Origin of the sequence: Rhizobium metallidurans (assembly GCF_014196505.1) — a bacterium.
GTDB classification, from domain to species: Bacteria; Pseudomonadota; Alphaproteobacteria; order Rhizobiales; family Rhizobiaceae; genus Rhizobium; species Rhizobium metallidurans.
This window is the reverse complement of the sequence record NZ_JACIDW010000001.1, coordinates 220,302-241,687: the sequence shown is the minus strand read 5'-3', so window position 1 is coordinate 241,687 and position 21,386 is coordinate 220,302. Positions and strand designations below refer to the sequence as shown.

The window sequence follows — 21,386 nt, the reverse complement described above, 5'->3', positions numbered from 1 at the left end:
GGCTATTCCTCTCGGATCGCGAACGGGAGCCGTGGACCGACGGGCACGATCCCCGTCGGGTTGAGCGCCTTGATCGAGTAGTAGCCGCGCTTGATGTGATCGATGCTGACCGTCTGGCGGACGCTTGGTATCGCAAGCATGTTGTCGACGTAACGCGTTAGGTTGGGATAATCCGCTAGCCGGCGCAGATTGCACTTGAAGAGCCCGTTGTACGCCGCATCGAAGCGCACCAGCGTTACGAAGAGCCGGACGTCGGCCTCTGTCAGACGCGTGCCGAAGAGGAACGGTCGCTGCCCTTCGAGGCGTGCCTCCAGTTCGTCGAGCATCGCGAATACGTCGGCGAAGGCTTCCTCGTAGGCGACCTGTGTGGTCGCGAAGCCGGTGCGATAAACGCCGTTGTTGAGCCGTGGATAGATACGCTCGTTGAGAGCATCGATCTCGGCGCGCAGATCTTCGGGGTAGAGATCCACCGCGCCATCGGCAAGTGCGCCGAAGCCGGAGTTGAGCATCCGCAAGATATCCGCCGACTCGTTGTTGACGATAGTGCGGCGTTCCTTGTCCCAGAGCACGGGAACGGTCGCACGGCCGGTGTACTGCGGGTCGGCGCTGGTGTAGATCTCGTGCATATAGGTGGCGCCGTTGAGCTCATCGCGATTGGCGCCCGGATAATCGCCGAAGCGCCAGCCCTGATCGGAAAGAGCCGGTTCGACCACCGAGACCGAAATCACATCTTCCAGCTTCTTCAGTGCGCGACCGATCAACGTACGCGAGGCCCAGGGGCAGATCAGCGCGACATAGAGATGGTAGCGACCAGCCTCGGCCTTGAACCCGGCCTCGCCGGTAGGCCCGGCGCTGCCGTCGGGGGTGATCCAATTGCGGAAGCCCGAAATTTGCCGGACGAAGCCGCCCTTGGCGTCGGTCGCCTGCACGGGATGCCAATCGGCGGTCCACTTTCCATCCACGAGCATGGCTGAACTCCTCATCTGTTCTTGCGCGTTGTCGGATGGAGATATGGCCCAGTTCCAGACTGATGATTATCCGGTCACGAAGATAATATTCCCTTCCGAAATGGAAACAATCATGTCCAGTCCTTGTCCCACACCGGTTGGCCACGAAAGGCGTTCGCCAGGAAGTCGACGAGCACTCTGACTTTCAGCGCCAGATGCCGGGCAGGCGGATAGACGGCGTAAAGGCCGCGCGGTTCATCCTCGAAGTCGGACAGCAGAGGAAGCAGCGCGTTGAGACGAAGCCGCGCGCCCGCAACGAAACTCGGTACGCGCGCGATGCCCAGCCCCGCTTCGGCTGCCGCGACGCAAGCCTCGGCGTTCGAGAACTGTATGCGTCCGCGAACCTCCGTCACCAGCGGCCGCGATCCGGCCTTGTCGCGGAATCGCCAGCTCAGCGGATCGCGGAAATTGGTGTCGATGATGCAGTCATGAGCCGCCAGGTCCGCCGGCGTCATCGGCACACCACGGCGGTCGAGATATGACGAGGCGGCAACGAGCACGATGCGCGCGGGGCAAAGCTTGCGCGCGATCAGGCTGCTATCGTCGGGTCGCCCGATGCGCACGGCGGCATCAAATCCTTCGTCGACGAGATTGACCGTCCGATCGGAGAAGCTGACGTCGAGATTGATGTCGGGGAAAGCCGTCGCGAATTGACTGAGCACGGGGGTGAGTTGCGTCGTGCCGAAGGTGATCGGCGCGGTGATCCGAAGCTGGCCGGATGGTGCACGCGAGGCATTGCGTACCGATGCATCGAGCGCGTCGAATTCTTCGAGAAGCGATTTCACGCGTGCGTAATAGGCGCGACCGGCCTCCGAAAGAGACAGTGCGCGCGTCGTTCGCATGATCAGTTGCACGCCGAGGCTTGCCTCGAGCCGCGAGACCAGCTTCGAAGCCTGGCCGCTGCTGGTGCCGAGACGGACCGCGGCGGCGGCGAAGCTTCCCGTATCAATGACGGCAACGAACATCCGGTCGCATTCGAGACGATCCAAATAGTTGTCCCCTTACCAACTCGCCGTAACGGTCATCCAATGTTGACTGCCTGACATGTGGCTGCCCAGGCAAAGAATTCCGGCGGCGCATGGCGCCGCCGGAAGACGTTGTCAGCCGAAGACCTTGAAGCGATCGCCGTCGTCCATGAACGCCTTTTCGCCGAAAGCGGCGGAGTTGGCGCCGAACGGCATCTGGGCGCGCAGCTTCCACGAGGCCGGGATGTTCCATTCGGCCGCGATCTCGGCGTCGGCCAGCGGGTTGTAATGCTGCAGGCTGGCGCCGATGTCGGATGCGGCGAGCGCCGACCAGACGGCGAATTGCGTCATGCCGCTCGACTGTTCCGACCAGACTGGGAAGTTGTCGGCGTAAAGCGCGAATTTTTCCTGCAGGCCCTTCACGACGTCCTGGTCCTCGAAGAAGAGAACGGTGCCGGCGCCGGCGGCGAAGCTGTTGATGCGCTTTTCGGTCGATTCAAACGCGTCGGCAGGGACGATCTTGCGCAGTGCGTCCATCACGAAGCCCCAGAGCGTGTCGCTCTCCGCGCCGTAGAGAACCAGAACACGCGAGCTCTGCGAATTGAAGGAAGACGGCGTGTGCTTGACGGCTTCCTGGATGAGCGTGGTGGCTTCGTCCTGGGAGATCGGCAGGGTCTTGCCGAGCGCATACTGGCTGCGGCGCTTCTTGATGGATTCAATCAGTGTATTGGTCATGTGGGGCACTATCCTCTTATATATATGCGGCCGCCCTACCGCTGGGAGGAGCAGTGAAATACGGCCGACAAGAAGGGATAGTCCATACGAGCGACGATGCATATTGCGTTGCACCAAGCGCTGAAGATTTTTTTGGCTACGGTTTCAACGGCAATTCGTCGCGCGCCAGTCGCGCCAACTCCCTTTCGTCCCGCACGCCGAATTCGAACCAGTCGATCAGCGCCTTGGCGGTCGCCTGACCACGGTCGCTGGTCACGTCGCAAGTCTGTTCCGTGCACCATTGTCTCAGAACACGATCCAACATCTCCATTGCTTCCGATGTCAGCGCTTCTTTCGGCCAGTCCGTCTTCGTCATCATACCCGCCCTCGTTTCGCACCACCGTAACGCGTATTGGATGCCGCGCTATGACCGCCGAAGCACAGTCGCTGAAAATCGTCGATGATCGTCCGCTATCGACCATGACGTTGAAATATTGGAACGCCACAACCGCGCCCGCGTTTACCCGTATCGGAGGTATTGCGTTATGGACCCGAAACGATGGAGCCGGCCGATCTACTTCCAGGCGAGCAGATACGGCGAATTTCGAACAGTGACGAATACAAGCGAAGCCGCGACGGCGCTGAATACGGCGTGGCCGATCTCGCGCGGGCGCAGTCTGAAGACGGCCAAGCGCACCTGCCAACAGGTTCTGAGCGGCAAGAGACCGCCTTCAGAGGCGCGAAATGCGTTCATCGCGGCCGCCGTCGAGGCCAATGTCTACGTAAAAGAACGATAGTCGGCACGGACACAACGTCGTCAATTCCTGTTCCCGTGGCTTGAGATTAAAAATCAGGAAAATCTTATTTAGATATGGTGCAAGGATAGAATTTTAACGATGCATTCAATCCGATCTGAACGAGCACATGCCACTGTGGGTTTCGTAATCTCGAGTGGGACAATCATGCTGACGCTGCAGAACGCCATTCTCGAAATGATCGCCAAGGGCGAGCCGGTGAGCGCCGTCGTGCATGAACTGTGCACGCGCGTGGAGGCTGCGATCCCATGGACCGTGTGTTCTGTGCTGACGGTCAAGGACGGGCGCATGCACCCGCTCGCAGGGCCATCGCTGCCCCCCGCCTATTCGCAAGCCATCGACAACATGGCCATCGGCCCGCTCGCCGGCTCCTGTGGAACGGCGGCCTATCATGGCGTGCCTGTCACGGTGACAGACATCGAAAACGATGCTCGGTGGCAGGACTTCAAAGCCATGGTGATGCCGCTGGGCTTCAAGGCCTGCTGGTCGACGCCGATCATGAGTGGCGATCGAGTTCTCGCGACCTTTGCCTTCTATTTTCGTGAACGACGCGGCCCGAGCCAGCTGGAGCGCGATATCGTGGATGCATGCGTCCATCTTTGCGCGATCGCGCTGGAGAGAAACGAACGCGCGCTCGAGCGTGAGGCGCTCACCTATACCGACGCCTTGACGGGTTTGCCCAACAGGGCGCGGTTCAACGAGGTTCTCAAGCAACAGCACCGGTCCGCCGATCGGAGTTGGGGCATGCTGCTTGTCGATGTCGATAATTTGAAACTGGTGAACGATACATTCGGTCATGGGGCGGGTGACGCGCTCATTCAGGTCGTGGCGCGCCGGATGGCCGCCACCATGCCCACCGAGACGACCTTCCGATTGGGTGGCGACGAGTTCGCGGTCATTCTGCATGACGGCCCGGAACCCGACCTCGCAGCGAAGGCCGAGGACATATTGCGGGAGATCAAGAGACCGGCCCAATGCGATAGCCACGTCATCTTTCCGGCCGCTACCGTCGGCGGTGCGATTGCCGCGATCGACGACACGCCCGATCAGGTCCGGCATAATGCGGATGTGGCGCTCTATCACGGCAAGGAGCGCAATCGTGGCCAGTATTCAGCCTATCATGCCGGGCTGGGCACCGCACTGACACGGCGCTTCCGCGCCATTCGCGACGTCAGTGTGGCGCTCGCGCAAAACCGCATCGATGCCCACTACCAGCCGATCCTGCGCCTCGACACGCGCGAGGTCGTTGGCTTTGAGGCACTCTGCCGGATGACCACGCATACCGGCGATGTCGTCTCGGCCGCGAACTTCCACGACGCGACGCTGGATGCCCAGGTCGCGTCCGAGTTGACCGAGCGCATGCTTTCGCACGTGGCCGCCGATGTCCGCCGCTGGCTCGATATGGGCCTGCCGTTCCAGCATGTCGGCATCAACCTGTCGGCGGCGGATTTTCACGCCGGGGACCTGCAGGAGCGGCTGTACAGCGCCTTCGCGGCGTCAGGCGTACCTCTGAAGCACGTCATCATCGAAGTGACCGAATCGGTCTATCTCGGCCAGGGCGATCATGTCGTGGCAAGCGAGATAAAGGCCATGCGCTCGAAGGGGCTACGTGTGGCGCTCGACGATTTCGGCACCGGCTTCGCCTCCTTGACGCATCTGCTGACCGTGCCTGTCGATATCATCAAGATCGACAAGTCCTTTGTCGATCGCCTGGTGCCCGGCGATGCGGGCGCGGTGATCATCGAGGGCCTGATGGGGATCGCCGAGAAGCTTGGCATCCGTGTCGTCGCCGAAGGAATTGAAACGGAGATGCAGGCCGAACACCTGCGCGCGCTCGGGTGCATGCTCGGGCAGGGCTATCTGTTCCACAAGGCGGTCGACCGCCACTCGGCCGCCTGGTTGTTGCAGGAGTTCGGCCAGTGTCAAGCGCCTGAGGAGCAGGCCATGTCACGTCAGGCGTAAAGGCTGCGATCAGGCCGTCAGCCGGAGATCCTGCCCGTGGAAATCCGCGAGCGTCATCACGACGTCGTCGATTTCGCTTTCCGTCCGCGCCGCATCCCAGCCGAGCGCTTCAGCCGCAACCCTTGCCATATCCAGCAGGCCCGCCATCGTCAACGCACCCTCGATCGCAATGGTCGTCCGGCGAAGAACGATGTCGGAGAGGTGGACGACGAACTCCCGCCGGGCGATCCAGTCGATCTCCAGCAGGCTGTAATGCCCGGCATCGGAAAGCCGGTCGCTGTCGCGATAGGGTGACGTTGCAGCGTGATCGAGGATTTCGGATGCCGTGGTGCCGTATCGCGACAGCAGCGTTTCGGCGCGCGTGATATCGATGCCGCTCTTTCGCGCCGCTGCCTCTATCCATGCTCCACGCTGAGCGGGATCGGCTGGAAACTGACGGCCGCCACCGATTGCCAGTTGCTGGGTCGACTTGCGACGCTGACGCTGCAGGCGCTTCAGCACGAGGTCGGCGACCTCCTCGGAGAAGCCACGGAACGTCGTCCACTTTCCCCCGACCAGCGAAACGACGGGGAAAGGACGCTCCGCCGTCGCTTCCATCACCGGTGCCGAGTGGTCGCGGCTGATGAGGCCCGGAGAGGAGGCATCGGAGGCCGGCAGCGGACGGATGCCGCTATAGGTGTAGACCACCTGATCGCGGCTGAAGCGCAGCGAAGGGAGAAGGGAGCGCACACTCTCGAGGAAATACTGGATTTCCGGCTCCTCGCAGCGCACCGTCTCGGGATCGTTCGCCGGTATGTCGGTCGATCCGACCATTGCGAGACCGAGATAGTCGTAGACCAGGCAGATGCGGCCGTCATCGGCCTCGAAGTAGATCATGTGGCCGTTGAGGCTTTTCACAAGTTCCGGATGATCGAGCAGGATGTGCGAGCCCTTGGTGCCGCCGATCAGCTTCGAGGGCGCGTCGAGCGATGCGTTGGCGTGATCGATCCATGGTCCGGCGGCGTTGATGACCAGCTTCGGGCGAACGGAAAACGTCTCGCCATTCGCGCGCCTGAAGGTGAGAACGCCGTTTTCCGATGAAAGCAGCGTCGTGAAGTTGGTGGCCAGCGCATTTTCGTTGGCTTGTAGCCCGTCCGCCACGAGTTCGTAAACCAGGCGTTCCGGGCGGCTGATCTTGGCGTCGTAGTAGATGCCACCCGCGACGATGGCGGGCGTGACATGCGGCATCTCCTTCAGCGCCTTCTTCTTGAACAGAAAGCGATGGTTCGGCATCACCCGGTTGCGGGCGCCGAAGAAGTCGTACATCCGCAGGCCGATCTTCACGAGAACGGCACCACGGCTGCGCGGTGCCGTGGTCGAGCCCGTCAGCGTCCTCAGCGCTGCCCAGATGCCGCGCGTCCAGGAGAACACGGGAATGAAGGTCGGGAGCGGCTCGACGCAATGCGGGGCGTTGCGCAGCAGTAGATTGCGCTCCAGCGTCGATTGCGCGACCAGCCCGAACTCGCCGGTTTCCAGGTATTTCAATCCGCCATGGATCAGGCGTGACGGCGCTGAACTCGTGCCGGAGCCGAAATCCGCCTTGTCGACGATCAGGCAGTCGACACCCTGCACGCAAAGGTCGCGGAACGTTCCCGCGCCGTTGATACCCGCGCCGAGGATGACGACGTCAATGTCCTTGATCGCGCCTAGGTCTTGGAAACGAAGCGTGTTGGCGGCGGAAATGTCGATCATCTGAAATCGTCCTGCTGAATGTCGTCTGTGAACCGTGCCCGGCGGGCGCGGTTCATATCTCAAGCCGACGGCTTGTCCGCCGTGAGCTTGCCGATCTTCGGCCAGATCGGCGCCATCGCATCGGCGATCTCGCGGAAGAGGTCATAGCGTTCTTGGTATGCGGCACTTCGCGCCGCATCGGGATAGCAACGGTGCGCGATGGCCGTCGTATCGCGTGGATCATGTCGAGGGCTTGCATAGAGGCCAGCACCCGCGCCGGCGCAAAGGGCGGCGCCCCATGCGGCCGCTTCGTCGGTTGCCGTAACGGTTGCCGGCATGCCGAGGATGTCGGCGAACATCTGCACGACGCGCTTGTTGCGCGAAATGCCGCCGGCAAGCCTCGCCTCCGAAAAGGCGAAGCCATCCCGCAAGGCGTCGACATGGATGCGGTGGTTGAAGGCGATGCCCTCGAGCACGGCGCGCAGCATGTCGCCGCGATTGTGCCAGCCGCCGAGGCCGAAGAAGCCTGCGCTGGCCGCCGCCCCATAGGGCGAGCCGAAGAGATAGGGGTGAAAGAGCGCGGTCAGCGGGCGCTCGAAGGCGGCCTCGATCTCCGGCGCGAGTAGCGCGTGAACCGAACCGCCGGATGCCTCGACCTTCTGGCGTTCGCTGGCGCAAAGCGTGTCGAGAAACCAGTCGTAGTTGGCCGTCGATGCCGGCGAAATCGACATGTTGTTCCACTGGCCGGGTTCGATGGCGTTGCGGCAGAACCAGCGGCGGTCCATCCGCGGATGAGGCGACAGCGTCTCGTTGATGGAGTAGGTGCCGGCGATGACGGCGACAACGTCATCGGCATAGCCGCCGGAACCAAGCGCGGAGGCGGTGACGTCGTGCAGGCCGGCAACGACAGGCGTTCCGACGGCCAGGCCGGTACGCTCCGCCGTTTGCGCGGTCACGTAGCCGATGATCTCGTCCGAGCGGGAAATCGGCGGCAAGGCCGACGCCATCTCCTCGATGTCGAACAATCTCAGGGCATCGAGATCGTAATCCTGCGTCCTAACGTTGGTGAACGAGGTGCTCGCCTCGGTGCGATCCGTGCCGATCACGCCACTCAGGCAGAAGCGCAGCCAGTCCTTGCACGACAGAATATGGCCGATCTGTCTGTAGCGCGCCGGCTCGTTCTTTTTGATCCAGGCGAGCAATGCGGATGGAGCCGAGACATGCGGGACCTGCCCGGTCAGTTCAAGCGCCTCGTCGGCGAGCGGACTGGCAAGCCAGGCCTCGACGATGTCGACCGAACGGCTGTCGAGCGACAGAAGCGCCCGGCCGAGAGGCGCATTGGTCTTGTCGGTCAGATAGATGCCGTCGCCATGCGCCGTGGCCGCGATCGCGGCGATGTCGCCGGCGGGACGTCCGCTGAGTTCGATGGCCTCGCGGACGGCGTCGGCCGTCTGTGTCCAGAGTTCGTTCATGTCACGCTCGACATGGCGCGCATGCGGCATGAACTGGGTCACGCGGCGGCGCGCAACCGCGATCGGCGTTCCGTCGACGTCGAAGATCACGGCCTTGGTGACGGTGAGGCCGCTGTCTATTCCAAGCAGACTTGGCATTCAGGCTTTACTCCGGCTGATGTGGTCGCGGACGCGCCTTGTCCTCCCGCGCGATGATCACGTTGATGTCTCGTGATCGCATGCGGTCGATATGGACGGCGGGCGTCTTGTCGTCGACGATGATGACGTCGAATTCGCTGAGGGCGGCGAAGCGATGCAGGGCGCGCCTCTCGAATTTCGTGTGGTCGGCCAGAAGGATGCGTTTGGCGGCGCAGTCGAACATGGCGCGTTTCGTGTCGACCATTTCCGGCGACTGGTGAAACACCAGATCGTCTGTGATCGCAGACATGGAAATAAAGGCGACGTCGGCACGCAAGCGGTGGATCTCGTTGACGGTGGTGCGGCCGACGAAGGCGTTGCACCAGTTATAATACTGCCCGCCGAGCGCCAGCAATGTCAGGTCCTGCATGCCCTTCAACGCGTTGATCAGCGTCAGCGAATTGGTGATGGCGGTGATCGGAACCTTCGCGGGAAGGTGATCGGCCATGGGCAGCACGGTGGTGGAATCGTCGAAGAAAATGGCCTGGCCCGGCTCGACGAACTGCATGGCCGCCGCGGCGATCATGTTCTTCTCCACCGACTGGCGGCCAGAGCGATAGACGTCGCTGGATTCGATCAGGCTGGAAGCGGCGGCGGTTACGATGCCGCGCGTCTTGCGGAACAGTCCGCGGCTGACGAGGTCGTCCACGTCACGATGGGCGGTCATCAGGCTGATGCCGAAGCGGTCGGTCAGATCCTCGATCCGCATCTGTCCTTCCGCCATGACCGCCTCGGCGATCATTTGCCGGCGCACCAGCTGACGCGTCTGGCGGCTGTCGCTCGGGAGTTCGTCGATGGGGAGCGCGCCTGCGCCTATCTTCTGTGTCACGATGGCCTCTGCGCTCGAACGACGGATATGCGCGTTGTATCGCGAAGATACGCAACTGTGGAGGAAAAAGGGGGCGCCTCGGCGAGGCGTCCCCTTCCTGTCTTACTGCTCGAGAACGAAGGGAGCCGTGTACTTGTCGACATTGTCCTTGGTGATCAGCAGGCAATCGAAGAGCTGCTTTTCGCTCTTGGCGCCGGTGCTGCCGGTCTTGATGACGTTGTCGGCCTGCTTGACGGCTTCTTCAGAGAAGACTGCGACCGGCTGGAGGACGGTGTACTGCAGTTCGCCGGCCTTGATCGCGGCAACCGCGTCGGGCGAACCATCGAAACCGCCGACCTTGACGTTTGCCAGCTTGCCGGCCTGCTTCAGAGCTGCGATCGCACCGAGAGCCATTTCGTCGTTGCCGGAGATGACGCCGATGATGTCAGGATTTGCCTGCAGCATCGACTGCATCTTGTTGTGGCCCTGCGTACGGTCCCAGTTGGCGACTTCCTTGGCGGACTTCACCAGATCGGGATACTGGGTCAGGACCGACTCGTAGCCGTTGGAGCGGGTGGCGGCGTTGTTGTCGGACGGAGAGCCGAAGAGCTCGGCATACTTGCCCTTGTCGCCGACAGCTTCGACCCACTGCTGCGCGCCGAGGGCCGCGCCCTGGGCATTGTTGGAAACGAGCTGCGCCTTGGCGAGGCCTTCCTGGTTGATTTCGGCGTTGACGAGGATAACCGGAATGCCCGCGGCAACGGCCTTCTTGACGGCGCCGACGGAGCCATCGGCGTTTGCCGGGTCGAGGATGATGGCAACCGACTTGTTGGTGATCGCGGTGTCGATGAGGTTGCTTTCGGTGTTGGTGTCACCCTTGTGCGCGCCGACTGTTGCGGTGTAGCCGAGCTTTTCAGCGGTCGCCTTGGCGACGTTGCCTTCGGTGAGCCAGTAGGGGTTGGACGGGTCGTTGACGATGATCGTCATCAGGCCCTCTGCCCATGCGGAGCTTACGAAGATCGGCGCTACGGTAACGGCCGCCAGAAGAACGCGCATGCCCTTTTTAAACATAGTCTCTCTCCCATTGATGAGTTCGTGTGGTGCCGGCTTCCCGGCGGTGCTTTCCGCGTCGTTGCGGAGAAGGTCTTGAGCGTGCGTCAGGAGGATTTGACCCGACGCCCGTATTGGATGCTGTTCATGAGAACGGCGAGAACGATGACCGCGCCGGTGAAGACCGTCTGCCAATAGGCCGACACGCCGATGATCACGAGGCCGTCGGACAGGAAGCCGATGACGAAGGCGCCGAGCATGGTGCCGCGTACGGTCCCCCGTCCGCCGGTGAGCGCGGCGCCGCCGATGACCACGGCCGCGATAGCCGTCAGTTCATAGGTGGTGCCGGCGGTCGGACCGGCGGACGTCAGCTGGGAGGAAAGGACCAGGCCGGCAACGGCCGCGCAGACGCCGGAGAACACGTAGACCAGGATCTTGACGCGCTTGACGGGTACGCCCGAGAGTTCGGCGGCGCGTTCGTTGCCGCCGGAAGCATAGAGCCAGCGGCCGAAAGCGGTCTTGCTGAGCACGATGGCGCAGATGATGGCGATGGTCGCGAGCACCAGAACACCGATCGGAATGCCGCCGAGGCTGTTGAAACCGAGCCAGTCGAAGCCGGTGTTGCCGAGTTCGGGGCGGCCGCCGAGGCTGTTGTAGGTCAGGCCGTTCGTCATCAGGAGCGCGATGCCGCGGGCAACGTAGAGAACGCCGAGCGATGCGACGAAGGCGGGCACCTTGAGATAGGCGATCAGCACGCCGTTGACGGCGCCGACCAGCGCGCCCATCGCGCAGGTGATCACGACCACGGCCCAGACCGGCGGATAGAGGATGACGCCGAAAGAGGAGAGCGTAACGCCCTGCATCAGGAAGCCCGCGATACAACCGGCGAGGCCCAGCGTCGAGCCGACCGAAAGGTCGATGCCGCCGTTCAGGATGACGAGCAGCATGCCGATCGCCAGAATCCCGAAGATCGCCACGTGCGAGGCCATGACCAGGAAGTTGTTGAGGCTGAAATAATAAGGCGACAGGAAGGAGAAGACCGCGATGATGACGATCAGCGCGAAGAACGCGCGACCTTCCAGCAGCAGGCGTACGATATTGAAATCCCGCCGTGGCCCGTTCGAAACTGTCTTTTTGTCGTTTGCTTCAGTGACTGACATAATCAGTGCTCCATAATTCCGGGCTAGTGCGCGACCACTGCTTCGCCAGAGGCGGCCATGATCTTTTCCTTGGTGACGTCAGAGCTGAACTCGGCGGAAATCTTGCCGCGATGCATGACGATGATGCGATGTGCGATGCTGAGGCATTCGGCGACTTCCGAGGTGGAGTAGATCACCGCCAGCCCCTGCTTGGCGCGTTCGGCGAGAAGCTTGAACACCTCGGCCTTGGCGCCGATGTCGATGCCTCGGCTCGGCTCGTCGAGCAGGATGACCTTCGGATGCGTCGCCAGCATCTTGCCTATGACGACCTTCTGCTGGTTGCCGCCGGAGAGCGATCCGATCGGGGCCGCGCCGCCGTCGGTCTTGATGTGAACCTTGCGGATCGAATCCGTCACCAGCTCGCGCTCGCGACCGCCCGACGTGAAAAGCCCCTTGGTGAAGGCGCCGATGCTGGCAAGCGACAGGTTGGAGCCGACGGTCATCGTCTGCACCAGGCCGTCTCGCTGGCGATCCTCGGGAACAAGGCCGAGGCCGCTTGCGATGCGGTTGGCGATGCTGAGGCCGGCCACGTCGCGCCCTTCGAGAAGGATGTGGCCGCCGCTTGCGTGCAGCCGACCGGCGACGCATTCGAGTAGCTCGGTGCGGCCGGCGCCCATGAGTCCGTAGATGCAGACGATCTCGCCGGCGCGCACGTCCAAAGACAACCGGTCGACCGCGTTGTAGGCGGCGCCGGAGGGGCCGGGAACCGTGAGTTCCTTGATCGAGAGGGCGACCTTGCCCATCTCGTAGCCATCAGGCGGGCTGCCGAGGTCGAAGTTCTCACCCACCATGTTGCGAACGATCCATTCGAGATCGATGTCCTTGCGCTCGGCATAGGCGGTCATGGTGCCATCACGCAGGACGACGGCATGGTTGGTGATCTGCAATGCTTCTTCGAGGTGGTGCGAGATGTAGACGATCGATACGCCGCGGCTGGTCAGATCACGGATGACCTTGAACAGCACTTCCACTTCGGCGGCGCTCAGCGCAGACGTCGGCTCGTCCATGATCAGGATACGCGAATTCACGGACAGCGCGCGGGCGATTTCGACGATCTGCTGCTGGCCGAGGCGGAGATCCTCGACGGGGGTGAGCGGATCGATATCCTCTTCCAGCTCTTCGAGCAGGGCGCGGGTCTGGCGCTCTTCCTCGGCGAAATCGACGGTTCCGCCGGTGATGATCTCGCGGCCCATGAAGATGTTGTCGCGGACGCTGAGATTGGGCGCGAGGCTGAGTTCCTGGTGGATGATCGAGATTCCGCATTCGCGGGCATGCGTCGAGGACACGAAGTTGACGGTCTGCCCGTCCAGCACGATCTCGCCCGATGTCGGGCGCACCACGCCCGACAGGATCTTCATCAGCGTCGACTTGCCGGCACCGTTCTCGCCGAACAGCGTGGTGACCTGGCCGCGATGAATGTCGAAGTTCACGCCCTTGAGCGCTTGCACGCTGCCATAGGTCTTGGCAACGTTGTGGGCGCTGAGCACGACCTCACCGATCTCGCCTTTGATCTGGCGTTGGCTTGCCTGGCTCATTTGACTTCAACCTTGACGGGGGTGACGAGCCAGTTCTTCGGGTTGATGAGCTTGAACACGCCGGTGACGGTGACCGTCTTGCCGGTCAGCTGCGTGGGGTCGATATTGCCCAGCACCGCCTTCTTCATCTCGTTGTTGATCGCCGAACCGGCATCCTGATACTCGATCTGATTGGTGAACTGGCCGAATTCGATCGTGCCCGTGGCATCGCGAAGATCGGTGCCGTTGATCGCCGGTCCGGTCTGCATGCGAATGACGATTTCGGGCGGCAGTCCATCGACCTGCACCGCGTTGATATTGCCCTTGCGCTCGCCGACGACACCGGAGAAGGACACGGGCAGAACCGGGCCGGTGGTCGTCGCGACGCCATACTTCTCGCCCGCCGCCTTCTTGTCGGCGATGACCGCGGGTGCAAGCTCGGCCGCAGCGACGGCGCGCTTCTCGACATCGGCCGCGATCTTCGGAAACTGCTCCACACCATAGGTGTCGGAGGAGAAAACCTGTTGGCGTACGTCGCTTTCGGAACCGATGTTGACGACCTTCGTGTCCAGCGCGATCGCGCCGACGACAACCGCGACCGCCGCTATGCCGACCGCGATTTTCAGTTTGCCGCTCTTCGGCTGGGAAGCCGCGTAGTCCGTTTCTATGCTCATTTTCTGACAACCTTCGGCGCGGGGCCGGATTTCCTGTTGAGGGAAAGAAGAAGGGATGGGGGGATTATCGACGTCGCGACCGGTCAGGTAGACGAAAATCGGGAAGGTCGCCGGCGAAGTCGCCAAGCGTCGATCGGGCGCCGGAGCCGAAGTGCTGGCGTGACGCCAAGCCATGTCTGGAAACAGAAATTCGCACCGCCGTGATCCTCCTCAATAACCCGGCGCTTGTTTCTCCTCCAACCGCCGGGCGTGTCACGCAGATACCGTGTTAGCCGTGAGCTGTGGTATCACCGTGTTATCAATGGCAATAAACATGTTATAAAGATCGCCCCTTGTCAATCGACCATTCGGCGGCGTTTTCGATTTCGGACCAAGCTGACGGCCGCTGCGCGTGATCGGATCGGTGCCTGACGCGGGTGGCTGCACGACAACGTTTTGTAATTCATTGCATTCCGGGTGCGCGTCTGGTCAATCAGGATGATTGATCACAAGTTATTGATAATAATGTTTTATTTTGATTTCGCGACGTTGCGTGCGTTGGCGCCGTATGGCGTCCTCGCCTCAGTCGCATAACGGCGCCCAATTTGGCGCCTTGCCGATCGGGTCAATTTGATGAGTTGCATTATAGCTGAAAAAAATTGCGGCGACAGAAAAAAAATTCATTTGCGGTGATAAGTTTGTGTTATATTCTACATAAGACGAAAATTCGGTGATTGCCGGTTTCCGGTTGCTGCCCAAGGCGAGGTCTTTCAGTCTGATCTTGCGAGGAGCAGTCGCAATGCTTGAACGGCGGCGCTAGGCGCGGGTCGCGGCGGTCGTCTGGGAGGAGTGACCATGAGTGGGATGAGGATGCCGTATCCAGCGGCATGGATTATCGTGGCGATTGTCGTGGCCGACGGGGCTTCCGATGTCTGAGCGTGGGCAGATCATCATCGGCATCGATGCCGGGACGTCGGTGATCAAGGCGGTCGCCTTCGAGCTCTCCGGGCGCCAGATCGCGTCCGCTTCGGCGCGCAATCAATATGCTACGGGCGATGACGGTTCGGCGACGCAGTCTCTCACTCAAACCTGGGTCGACTGCGTGACCGCGTTGCGCGGCCTCGGCGAAAAGGTGCCGGGGCTTGCCGAGCGCACGGCGGCCATTTCGGTTACGGGGCAGGGCGACGGCACATGGCTTGTCGGCGCCGGCAACCAGCCGGTTGGCGATGCCTGGCTATGGCTCGACGCGCGCGCAGCCCCCACCGTGACGCGGCTTAGCGCCGGTGCGGGAAATCGCGCGCGTTTCGAAGCGACCGGGACTGGTCTCAACACCTGTCAGCAGGGCGCTCAGATCGCGCATATGGATCGCAATCAGCCCGAACTTCTCGATCACGCTGAAGTCGCGCTTCATTGCAAGGACTGGCTCTATCTCAATCTCACGGGCGTCCGCGCCACCGATCCATCGGAAGCGAGTTTCACCTTCGGCAATTTCCGCACGCGGCGATATGACGATACGGCGATCGATGCCCTCGGGCTGTCGCGCCGCCGGTCGCTGCTGCCGGAGATCATCGACGGCACAGAGGTCACCCATCCGCTCTCCGCCGACGCGGCGCGGGCCTGTGGTCTTCTTGCCGGTACACCTGTCAGCCTGGGTTATGTCGATATGGTCATGACCGCGCTCGGCGCCGGCGTACGCAGCGCGGGTCAGAACGCGGCCTGTTCGACCGTCGGCTCCACCGGCGTCCACATGCGCGCGAAGGCGGTGGCCGACGTGCAGCTCAATGCGGAGGGGACGGGGTATGTGATCGCCTTGCCGATGCCCGGTATCGTCACCCAGGTGCAGACCAACATGAGCGCCACCATCAATATCGACTGGCTGCTGCAGATGGCCGGATCGCTGATGGCGGAGGGCGGCAAGACCGTGTCTCATGCCGATCTGATCGCCCGCATCGACAGCTGGTTCGCCGAGAGCCGTCCAGGCTCGGTACTTTATCATCCCTATATCTCCGATGCCGGCGAGCGCGGACCCTTCGTCAACGCCGCTGCGCGTGCCGGCTTCACTGGCCTCTCCATGCGTCACGGCTTTCCTGATCTGTTGCGCGCCGTCGTCGAGGGTCTCGGCATGGCGACGCGCGATTGCTACGCGGCGATGGGCGACATGCCCGAGGAGCTCCGGATCACCGGCGGCGCGGCGCGTTCGCGCGCGCTTCGCGGTTGCCTGTCGGCTGCGGTCAATGCGCCGGTCAGGGTATCGCGGCGCGAGGAGGCGGGCGCCGCGGGCGTCGCGATGATGGCGGCGGTCGCCATCGGTGCCTATCGCAACATGGATGATTGCATTGCCGAATGGGTGACGCCGCTGCTTGGCGAGGCCGAAGCGCCCGACAGCGAGCAGGCCGAGCGCTTCGAGCGCCTGTTCAAGGCCTATGTAATGGTGCGCCAGGCGGTTGCGCCTGCCTGGGATCAACTGGTCGCCACGCAATAAACGGAAACGCCGCGCTGGGCCGCGACGTATGCGCGGTCGCGCTGACTGAATTTGTTGATGCAAAGAGCATCCGAAGGAGCATGTTGATGACTGAGTCCGGAATGGTGGATCTGTTCGTGATCGGTGGCGGGATCAATGGCGCCGGCATCGCGCGCGACGCGGCGGGCCGTGGCCTGAAGGTCGTGCTGTGCGAGAAGGACGATCTGGCGCAGGGAACGTCGTCGCGCTCGGGCAAGCTGGTGCATGGCGGCCTGCGCTATCTGGAATATTACGAATTCCGGCTGGTGCGCGAGGCGCTCATCGAGCGCGAGGTGCTGCTCAACGCCGCGCCTCACATCATCTGGCCGATGCGCTTCGTGCTGCCGCATTCGCCGCAGGATCGCCCGGCCTGGCTCGTTCGCCTCGGCCTCTTCCTCTACGATCACCTCGGCGGCCGCAAGAAGCTTCCGGGCACCCGCACGCTCGATCTGCGCCGTGACCCCGAGGGCACGCCGATCCTCGATCAATACATCCGCGGCTTCGAATATTCGGACTGCTGGGTCGACGATGCGCGCCTCGTGGTGCTCAACGCGGTCGATGCCGCCGAACGTGGCGCCGAGGTCCTGACCCGCACGGCCGCCGTCTCCGCCCGGCGCGAGAACGGCGGCTGGAGCATCACCACCAAGAATAGCGTCACCGGCGAAACCCGCAATTTCCGCGCCCGCTGTATCGCCAACGCGGCTGGCCCCTGGGTGTCCGATGTCATCGGCCGCGTGGCTGGCGCCAACAGCAGCCGCAATGTCCGGCTGGTCAAGGGCAGCCATATCATCGTGCCGAAGTTCTGGGCGGGCTCGAACGCCTACCTGGTGCAGAACCACGACAAGCGCGTGATTTTCATCAACCCCTATGAGGGCGACAAGGCTTTGATCGGGACGACCGACATCTCCTACGAAGGCCGAGCCGAGGACGTCGCGGCGGATGAAAAGGAAATCGAATACCTGCTCACGGCCGTCAACCGCTACTTCAAGGAGAAGCTCCGCCGCCAGGATGTGCTGCACAGCTTCTCCGGCGTGCGGCCGTTGTTCGACGACGGCAAGGGCAATCCGTCGGCGGTGACGCGCGATTACGTCTTCGATCTCGAGGAGACCGGCAACGCGCCGCTGCTGAATGTGTTCGGTGGAAAGATCACCACCTTCCGTGAGCTTGCCGAGCGCGGCATGCAGCGGCTGAAGCATATCTTCCCGCAAATGTCCGATAACTGGACGGAGCACGCGGCACTTCCGGGCGGCGACATGCCGAAGGCCGATTACGAGACCTTCTTCAACGGTCTGAAGGAAGCCTATCCCTGGATGTCGCGCACGCTTGCCGGCCACTATGGCCGTCTATACGGCACCCGCACCCGCAAGATCGTCGGCGATGCAAAAGGTGTCGAAGGCCTTGGCCGCCACTTCGGTGGCCATCTCTACGAGGCCGAGGTTCGTTATCTCGTCTCGTCCGAGTGGGCGCTGACCCCCGAGGACGTGCTGAAGCGGCGCACGAAGCACTATCTGCACCTCACCGAGGCCGAGCAGGCCGGCTTCGCCGACTGGTTCGCCGGCGCGAACCTCGTTGCGGCCGCCTGAGGATACAAATTATGGCATTGACCCTTTCCTTAAACACCAATCCGCTCGTCAATCGTTTCGCCGAGCCGGATGATCTGATCGAAGCCGTGGCACGGGATCTGCGCATCCGCGACCTGCAACTCACCCACGAGTTCATCAATCCGAGCTGGCAGGCGCCCGTCATCCGCAGGCTGACCCGCAACATGTCGGCGGCGCTGCAGCGTACAGGCGTGCGGGTGACCTCGGGTATGACCGGGCCTTACGGCCGGCTCAACCATTTCGGTCATCCCGACGCCGACGTCCGTCGCTACTATGTCGAATGGTTCAAGACCTTCGCCGATATAACCGCTGATCTCGGCGGGACCTCGGTCGGAACGCAGTTCGCGATCTTCACCTACAAGGACTTCGACGATCCCGCGCGCCGCGAGGAGCTGATCAAGATCGCGATCGATTGCTGGGCCGAGGTTGCCGAGCACGCGAAGGCGGCGGGGCTCTCCTATGTCTTCTGGGAGCCGATGAGCATCGGCCGCGAGTTTGGCGAGACGATCGCCGAATGCATGAAGTTGCAGGACCGGCTGACCGCCGCCAACATGGCCGTGCCGATGTGGATGATGGCCGATATCGACCACGGCGACGTGACCTCGAGCAACCCCGATGATTACGAACCCTATGCCTGGGCGCGCGCCGTGCCCAAGGTCTCGCCGATCATCCACATCAAGCAGAGCCTGATGGACAAGGGTGGGCATCGTCCCTTCACGGCCGAATTCAACGCCAGGGGGCGCATCCAGCCACCGGAGTTGCTCAAGGCATTTGCCGAGGGTGGGGCGAGGGATAACGAGATCTGCCTCGAACTGTCCTTCAAGGAGCGCGAGCCGAACGACCGCCAGGTGATCTCGCAGATCGCCGAAAGCGTCGCGTTCTGGGCGCCCCACATCGACACCGGCATCGCCGACCTGCATATCTGAACGAGAGGCGAATCAAAAACAGAGGCGGGATATCCGCCTGGCCAAATCGGGAGAGACTGTCGATGAACGATCCGGAAGAATCGCTCGCGGTGCGAGCCGCCTGGCTTCACTACGCCGGCGGCTTGACTCAGTCCGAGGTGGCCAAACGCCTTGGGCTGCCCTCGGTGAAAACGCACCGCCTGATCGCCCGGGCGGTCGCCGAGGGCGTCGTCAAGATCAGCATCGAAGGCGATATCATCGAGTGCGTGGCATTGGAGAACAGCCTCTCCGAGCGCTTCGGTCTGCAATATTGCGAAGTGACGCCCTATGTCGGCGAAGACGAGTCGATCTTTCGCACGCTTGGCCTTGCTGGTTCGAACTTCCTGAAGCGTGAGATCGAGCGCGGCGACAATTCCGTGATCGGGCTTGGCCATGGGCGCACGCTGTCGACGGCAGTCCATCTCCTGCCGCGCGTCTCGGCCCGCGATCTGCGCTTCGTCTCGTTGCTTGGCGGCCTTACGCGCAATTATGCGGCCAATCCTTATGACGTGATGCATCGAATCGCCGAAAAGACCGGCATGCCGGCCTACGTGATGCCAGTGCCCTTCTTCGCCAACACCGCGGAGGATCGCGAGGTGCTTTTGGCACAGCGCGGCGTCAAGGAGGTGATGGATCTCGCCAATACCGCCACGCTGAAGCTCGTCGGTCTCGGCACGGTCGATACGCATGCGCAGCTCGTGCAATCGGGGATGATCGAGGCGCGCGAGATCAAGGAAGTGGCGGCTGCCGGCGGCGTCGGCGAAATCCTCGGCTACTTCTTCAATTCCAACGGCCGCATCCTCGAGACGGCATTGACCGAGCGCACACTTTCGGCCGCCTTGCCGCAACCGAGAACCGAGCGGCTAGTGGCGCTCGCCGGCGGGGTGGGGAAGGTCGAGGCGATCCGCGCCGTGCTTCGCAGCGGTAGCCTGCATGGCCTGATTACCGACGAAAACACCGCCGAGGCGCTTCTGCAGTAGCGCCGCGACAGATTGAAGACGAGATGGAATAGGATTGAACATGGCAAAATCACCGCGTTTCTGGATCGGCACCAGCTGGAAGATGAACAAGACGCTTGCCGAGGCGCAAAGCTTTGCCAGCGGGCTCAAAAATGCGGATGGCGCCCGCGATCCGCGTATCCAGCGCTTTGTCATCCCGCCCTTCACGGCGGTGCGCGAGGTCAAGTCGATGCTTGCCGACACGTCGGTCAAGGTCGGCGCGCAGAACATGCACTGGGCCGATGACGGCGCGTGGACGGGTGAGGTGTCGCCCGTCATGCTCAAGGACTGCAATCTCGGCATCGTCGAGCTCGGCCATTCCGAGCGCCGGGAATTCTTTGGCGAGACCGACGAAACCGTCGGCCTGAAGACAGAGGCGGCCGTTCGTCATGGTTTGATCCCGCTCATCTGCATCGGCGAGACGCTGGCCGACCGCGAAAGCGGCCGTGCGGCCGACGTGCTGGCGACGGAAGTTCGCGGCGCGCTCTCCAAGCTCACCGGCGCGCAGAAGGATGCCGAAATCCTGCTCGCCTACGAGCCGGTCTGGGCAATCGGCGTCAACGGCATTCCGGCGACGGCCGAATATGCCGATGCGCGCCAGGCCGAAATCATCGCCGTTGCCGAGCAAGTGCTGGGTCGCCGCATTCCCTGCCTTTACGGCGGCTCGGTCAATCCTGGAAATTGCGAAGAACTCATCTCGAGCCCACATATAGATGGGCTCTTCATCGGCCGATCGGCCTGGAACGTCGAGGGCTATCTCGACATCCTGGCGAAATGCGCCGCCAAACTTGACGCAAAACTCGAAGGAGAAAAAGCATGAAACTGGCAATCGCAGGAGACAGCGCGGGCGAAGGTCTCGCCAAGGTTCTCGCCGACCATCTGAAGGACCGCTACGAGGTGTCCGAGGTCTCGCGCACGAGCGCAGGCCCGGATGCCTTTTACGCAAGCCTTTCGGATCGCGTGGCGTCAGGCGTGATCGACGGAACCTATGACAAGGCGATTCTCGTTTGCGGCACCGGCATCGGCGTTTGCATCTCCGCCAACAAGGTCCCCGGCATCCGCGCCGCGCTGACCCATGACACATACTCGGCCGAGCGCGCAGCACTGTCGAACAACGCCCAGATCATCACCATGGGCGCGCGCGTCATCGGACCCGAACTGGCCAAGGCCATCGCCGATGCGTTCCTGGCGCAGACCTTCGACGAAAACGGCCGTTCCGCCGGCAACGTCAAGGCGATGGACGAACTCGACGCGAAATACAATCAGCGCTGATTGCTGTCGGCGGGCGGCCTGCGAT

General features: G+C 62.5%; 20 protein-coding genes and 1 pseudogene. 9 read left to right on the top strand and 12 right to left on the bottom strand.

Annotation, left to right across the window (positions count from 1 at the left end; all coding sequences use genetic code 11):
• Positions 1-2: 2 nt before the first annotated feature.
• The 4 genes from GGQ67_RS01100 to GGQ67_RS01085 form a co-directional block, all read right to left on the bottom strand.
• The gene (locus GGQ67_RS01100) at positions 3-968 is read right to left on the bottom strand and encodes a glutathione S-transferase family protein (RefSeq protein ID WP_183898333.1); all 966 of its coding nucleotides are present in this window, start codon (positions 966-968) and stop codon (positions 3-5) included.
• A gap of 110 nt (positions 969-1,078) precedes the next feature.
• Complete coding sequence (locus GGQ67_RS01095) at positions 1,079-1,996, bottom strand: LysR family transcriptional regulator (RefSeq protein ID WP_183898332.1); 918 nt, start codon at positions 1,994-1,996, stop codon at positions 1,079-1,081.
• 111 nt (positions 1,997-2,107) lie between these two features.
• The gene (locus tag GGQ67_RS01090) at positions 2,108-2,707 is read right to left on the bottom strand and encodes a nitroreductase family protein (RefSeq protein ID WP_183898331.1); all 600 of its coding nucleotides are present in this window, start codon (positions 2,705-2,707) and stop codon (positions 2,108-2,110) included.
• Between the two features lie 136 nt (positions 2,708-2,843).
• Positions 2,844-3,065 carry a hypothetical protein gene (locus GGQ67_RS01085; protein ID WP_246400058.1) on the bottom strand — a complete coding sequence of 74 codons (222 nt, stop codon included), beginning with the start codon at positions 3,063-3,065 and terminating at the stop codon, positions 2,844-2,846.
• A gap of 47 nt (positions 3,066-3,112) precedes the next feature.
• Here GGQ67_RS01085 and GGQ67_RS01080 point away from each other — a divergent pair, with 47 nt between their 5' ends.
• The 3 genes from GGQ67_RS01080 to GGQ67_RS01070 all read left to right on the top strand — a co-directional run bounded on the left by GGQ67_RS01080 (position 3,113) and on the right by GGQ67_RS01070 (position 5,463).
• Positions 3,113-3,301, top strand: coding sequence for a hypothetical protein (locus GGQ67_RS01080; RefSeq protein WP_183898893.1), 189 nt, complete (start codon positions 3,113-3,115; stop codon positions 3,299-3,301).
• A complete protein-coding gene (locus GGQ67_RS01075; RefSeq protein WP_343056444.1) occupies positions 3,298-3,483 on the top strand; it encodes a DUF982 domain-containing protein in 186 nt (61 codons plus the stop codon). Before GGQ67_RS01080 ends, GGQ67_RS01075 begins: the two co-directional genes overlap by 4 nt.
• A gap of 162 nt (positions 3,484-3,645) precedes the next feature.
• A complete protein-coding gene (locus GGQ67_RS01070; protein ID WP_183898849.1) occupies positions 3,646-5,463 on the top strand; it encodes an EAL domain-containing protein in 1,818 nt (605 codons plus the stop codon).
• 9 nt (positions 5,464-5,472) lie between these two features.
• On the opposite strand, the gene GGQ67_RS01065 is transcribed toward GGQ67_RS01070, so the two are convergent.
• The 7 genes from GGQ67_RS01065 to GGQ67_RS01035 all read right to left on the bottom strand — a co-directional run bounded on the left by GGQ67_RS01065 (position 5,473) and on the right by GGQ67_RS01035 (position 14,067).
• Complete coding sequence (locus tag GGQ67_RS01065; RefSeq protein WP_183898329.1) at positions 5,473-7,194, bottom strand: glycerol-3-phosphate dehydrogenase/oxidase; 1,722 nt, start codon at positions 7,192-7,194, stop codon at positions 5,473-5,475.
• A gap of 59 nt (positions 7,195-7,253) precedes the next feature.
• Positions 7,254-8,783: an FGGY-family carbohydrate kinase gene (locus GGQ67_RS01060; protein WP_183898328.1), complete on the bottom strand. Its 1,530-nt coding sequence runs from the start codon at positions 8,781-8,783 to the stop codon at positions 7,254-7,256.
• A 7-nt stretch (positions 8,784-8,790) separates the two neighbouring features.
• Entirely contained in the window at positions 8,791-9,651 is an 861-nt protein-coding gene (locus tag GGQ67_RS01055; RefSeq protein ID WP_183898327.1) for a DeoR family transcriptional regulator, read from the bottom strand.
• A 102-nt stretch (positions 9,652-9,753) separates the two neighbouring features.
• Positions 9,754-10,701 (bottom strand): D-ribose ABC transporter substrate-binding protein, encoded by a 948-nt coding sequence (locus GGQ67_RS01050; RefSeq protein ID WP_183898326.1) that lies wholly within the window; start codon positions 10,699-10,701, stop codon positions 9,754-9,756.
• Between the two features lie 86 nt (positions 10,702-10,787).
• Positions 10,788-11,840 carry an ABC transporter permease gene (locus GGQ67_RS01045; protein ID WP_183898325.1) on the bottom strand — a complete coding sequence of 351 codons (1,053 nt, stop codon included), beginning with the start codon at positions 11,838-11,840 and terminating at the stop codon, positions 10,788-10,790.
• A 23-nt stretch (positions 11,841-11,863) separates the two neighbouring features.
• Complete coding sequence (locus GGQ67_RS01040) at positions 11,864-13,414, bottom strand: sugar ABC transporter ATP-binding protein (RefSeq protein WP_183898324.1); 1,551 nt, start codon at positions 13,412-13,414, stop codon at positions 11,864-11,866.
• Entirely contained in the window at positions 13,411-14,067 is a 657-nt protein-coding gene (locus GGQ67_RS01035) for a DUF2291 domain-containing protein (protein WP_183898323.1), read from the bottom strand. The genes GGQ67_RS01040 and GGQ67_RS01035 overlap by 4 nt, the downstream gene beginning before the upstream one ends.
• Positions 14,068-14,974: 907 nt before the next feature.
• Here GGQ67_RS01035 and GGQ67_RS01030 point away from each other — a divergent pair.
• From GGQ67_RS01030 to GGQ67_RS25195, 3 genes and pseudogenes are all read left to right on the top strand, one after another.
• The gene (locus GGQ67_RS01030) at positions 14,975-16,528 is read left to right on the top strand and encodes an FGGY-family carbohydrate kinase (protein ID WP_183898322.1); all 1,554 of its coding nucleotides are present in this window, start codon (positions 14,975-14,977) and stop codon (positions 16,526-16,528) included.
• 86 nt (positions 16,529-16,614) lie between these two features.
• Complete coding sequence (locus GGQ67_RS01025) at positions 16,615-18,129, top strand: glycerol-3-phosphate dehydrogenase (RefSeq protein WP_183898321.1); 1,515 nt, start codon at positions 16,615-16,617, stop codon at positions 18,127-18,129.
• Positions 18,130-18,140: 11 nt separating this feature from the next.
• Positions 18,141-18,962: pseudogene (locus tag GGQ67_RS25195) on the top strand (sugar phosphate isomerase/epimerase family protein); the annotation flags it as partial.
• Between the two features lie 4 nt (positions 18,963-18,966).
• On the opposite strand, the gene GGQ67_RS25625 reads toward GGQ67_RS25195, so the two are convergent.
• A complete protein-coding gene (locus tag GGQ67_RS25625) occupies positions 18,967-19,089 on the bottom strand; it encodes an Arm DNA-binding domain-containing protein (RefSeq protein ID WP_183898320.1) in 123 nt (40 codons plus the stop codon).
• Between the two features lie 46 nt (positions 19,090-19,135).
• Between GGQ67_RS25625 and GGQ67_RS01015 the strand changes: the two genes are divergently transcribed.
• From GGQ67_RS01015 to derI, 3 genes are read left to right on the top strand one after another with little or no spacing between them, the layout of a single operon-like run.
• Positions 19,136-20,071: a sugar-binding transcriptional regulator gene (locus GGQ67_RS01015; RefSeq protein WP_183898319.1), complete on the top strand. Its 936-nt coding sequence runs from the start codon at positions 19,136-19,138 to the stop codon at positions 20,069-20,071.
• 40 nt (positions 20,072-20,111) lie between these two features.
• Positions 20,112-20,909 carry a triose-phosphate isomerase gene (locus GGQ67_RS01010; RefSeq protein WP_183898318.1) on the top strand — a complete coding sequence of 266 codons (798 nt, stop codon included), beginning with the start codon at positions 20,112-20,114 and terminating at the stop codon, positions 20,907-20,909.
• Complete coding sequence (gene derI / locus GGQ67_RS01005) at positions 20,906-21,361, top strand: D-erythrulose-4-phosphate isomerase (RefSeq protein WP_018896957.1); 456 nt, start codon at positions 20,906-20,908, stop codon at positions 21,359-21,361. Before GGQ67_RS01010 ends, derI begins: the two co-directional genes overlap by 4 nt.
• The last annotated feature ends 25 nt before the right edge of the window (positions 21,362-21,386 follow it).

Coding starts and splice junctions, on each gene's coding strand:
- GGQ67_RS01100 (WP_183898333.1), bottom strand. CDS start 968: ATGCTCGTGGATGGAAAGTGGACCGCCGATTGGCATCCCGTGCAGGCG.
- GGQ67_RS01090 (WP_183898331.1), bottom strand. CDS start 2,707: ATGACCAATACACTGATTGAATCCATCAAGAAGCGCCGCAGCCAGTAT.
- GGQ67_RS01085 (WP_246400058.1), bottom strand. CDS start 3,065: ATGATGACGAAGACGGACTGGCCGAAAGAAGCGCTGACATCGGAAGCA.
- GGQ67_RS01080 (WP_183898893.1), top strand. CDS start 3,113: ATGACCGCCGAAGCACAGTCGCTGAAAATCGTCGATGATCGTCCGCTA.
- GGQ67_RS01065 (WP_183898329.1), bottom strand. CDS start 7,194: ATGATCGACATTTCCGCCGCCAACACGCTTCGTTTCCAAGACCTAGGC.
- GGQ67_RS01060 (WP_183898328.1), bottom strand. CDS start 8,783: ATGCCAAGTCTGCTTGGAATAGACAGCGGCCTCACCGTCACCAAGGCC.
- GGQ67_RS01050 (WP_183898326.1), bottom strand. CDS start 10,701: ATGTTTAAAAAGGGCATGCGCGTTCTTCTGGCGGCCGTTACCGTAGCG.
- GGQ67_RS01045 (WP_183898325.1), bottom strand. CDS start 11,840: ATGTCAGTCACTGAAGCAAACGACAAAAAGACAGTTTCGAACGGGCCA.
- GGQ67_RS01040 (WP_183898324.1), bottom strand. CDS start 13,414: ATGAGCCAGGCAAGCCAACGCCAGATCAAAGGCGAGATCGGTGAGGTC.
- GGQ67_RS01035 (WP_183898323.1), bottom strand. CDS start 14,067: ATGAGCATAGAAACGGACTACGCGGCTTCCCAGCCGAAGAGCGGCAAA.
- GGQ67_RS01030 (WP_183898322.1), top strand. CDS start 14,975: ATGTCTGAGCGTGGGCAGATCATCATCGGCATCGATGCCGGGACGTCG.
- GGQ67_RS01025 (WP_183898321.1), top strand. CDS start 16,615: ATGACTGAGTCCGGAATGGTGGATCTGTTCGTGATCGGTGGCGGGATC.
- GGQ67_RS01015 (WP_183898319.1), top strand. CDS start 19,136: ATGAACGATCCGGAAGAATCGCTCGCGGTGCGAGCCGCCTGGCTTCAC.
- GGQ67_RS01010 (WP_183898318.1), top strand. CDS start 20,112: ATGGCAAAATCACCGCGTTTCTGGATCGGCACCAGCTGGAAGATGAAC.
- derI (WP_018896957.1), top strand. CDS start 20,906: ATGAAACTGGCAATCGCAGGAGACAGCGCGGGCGAAGGTCTCGCCAAG.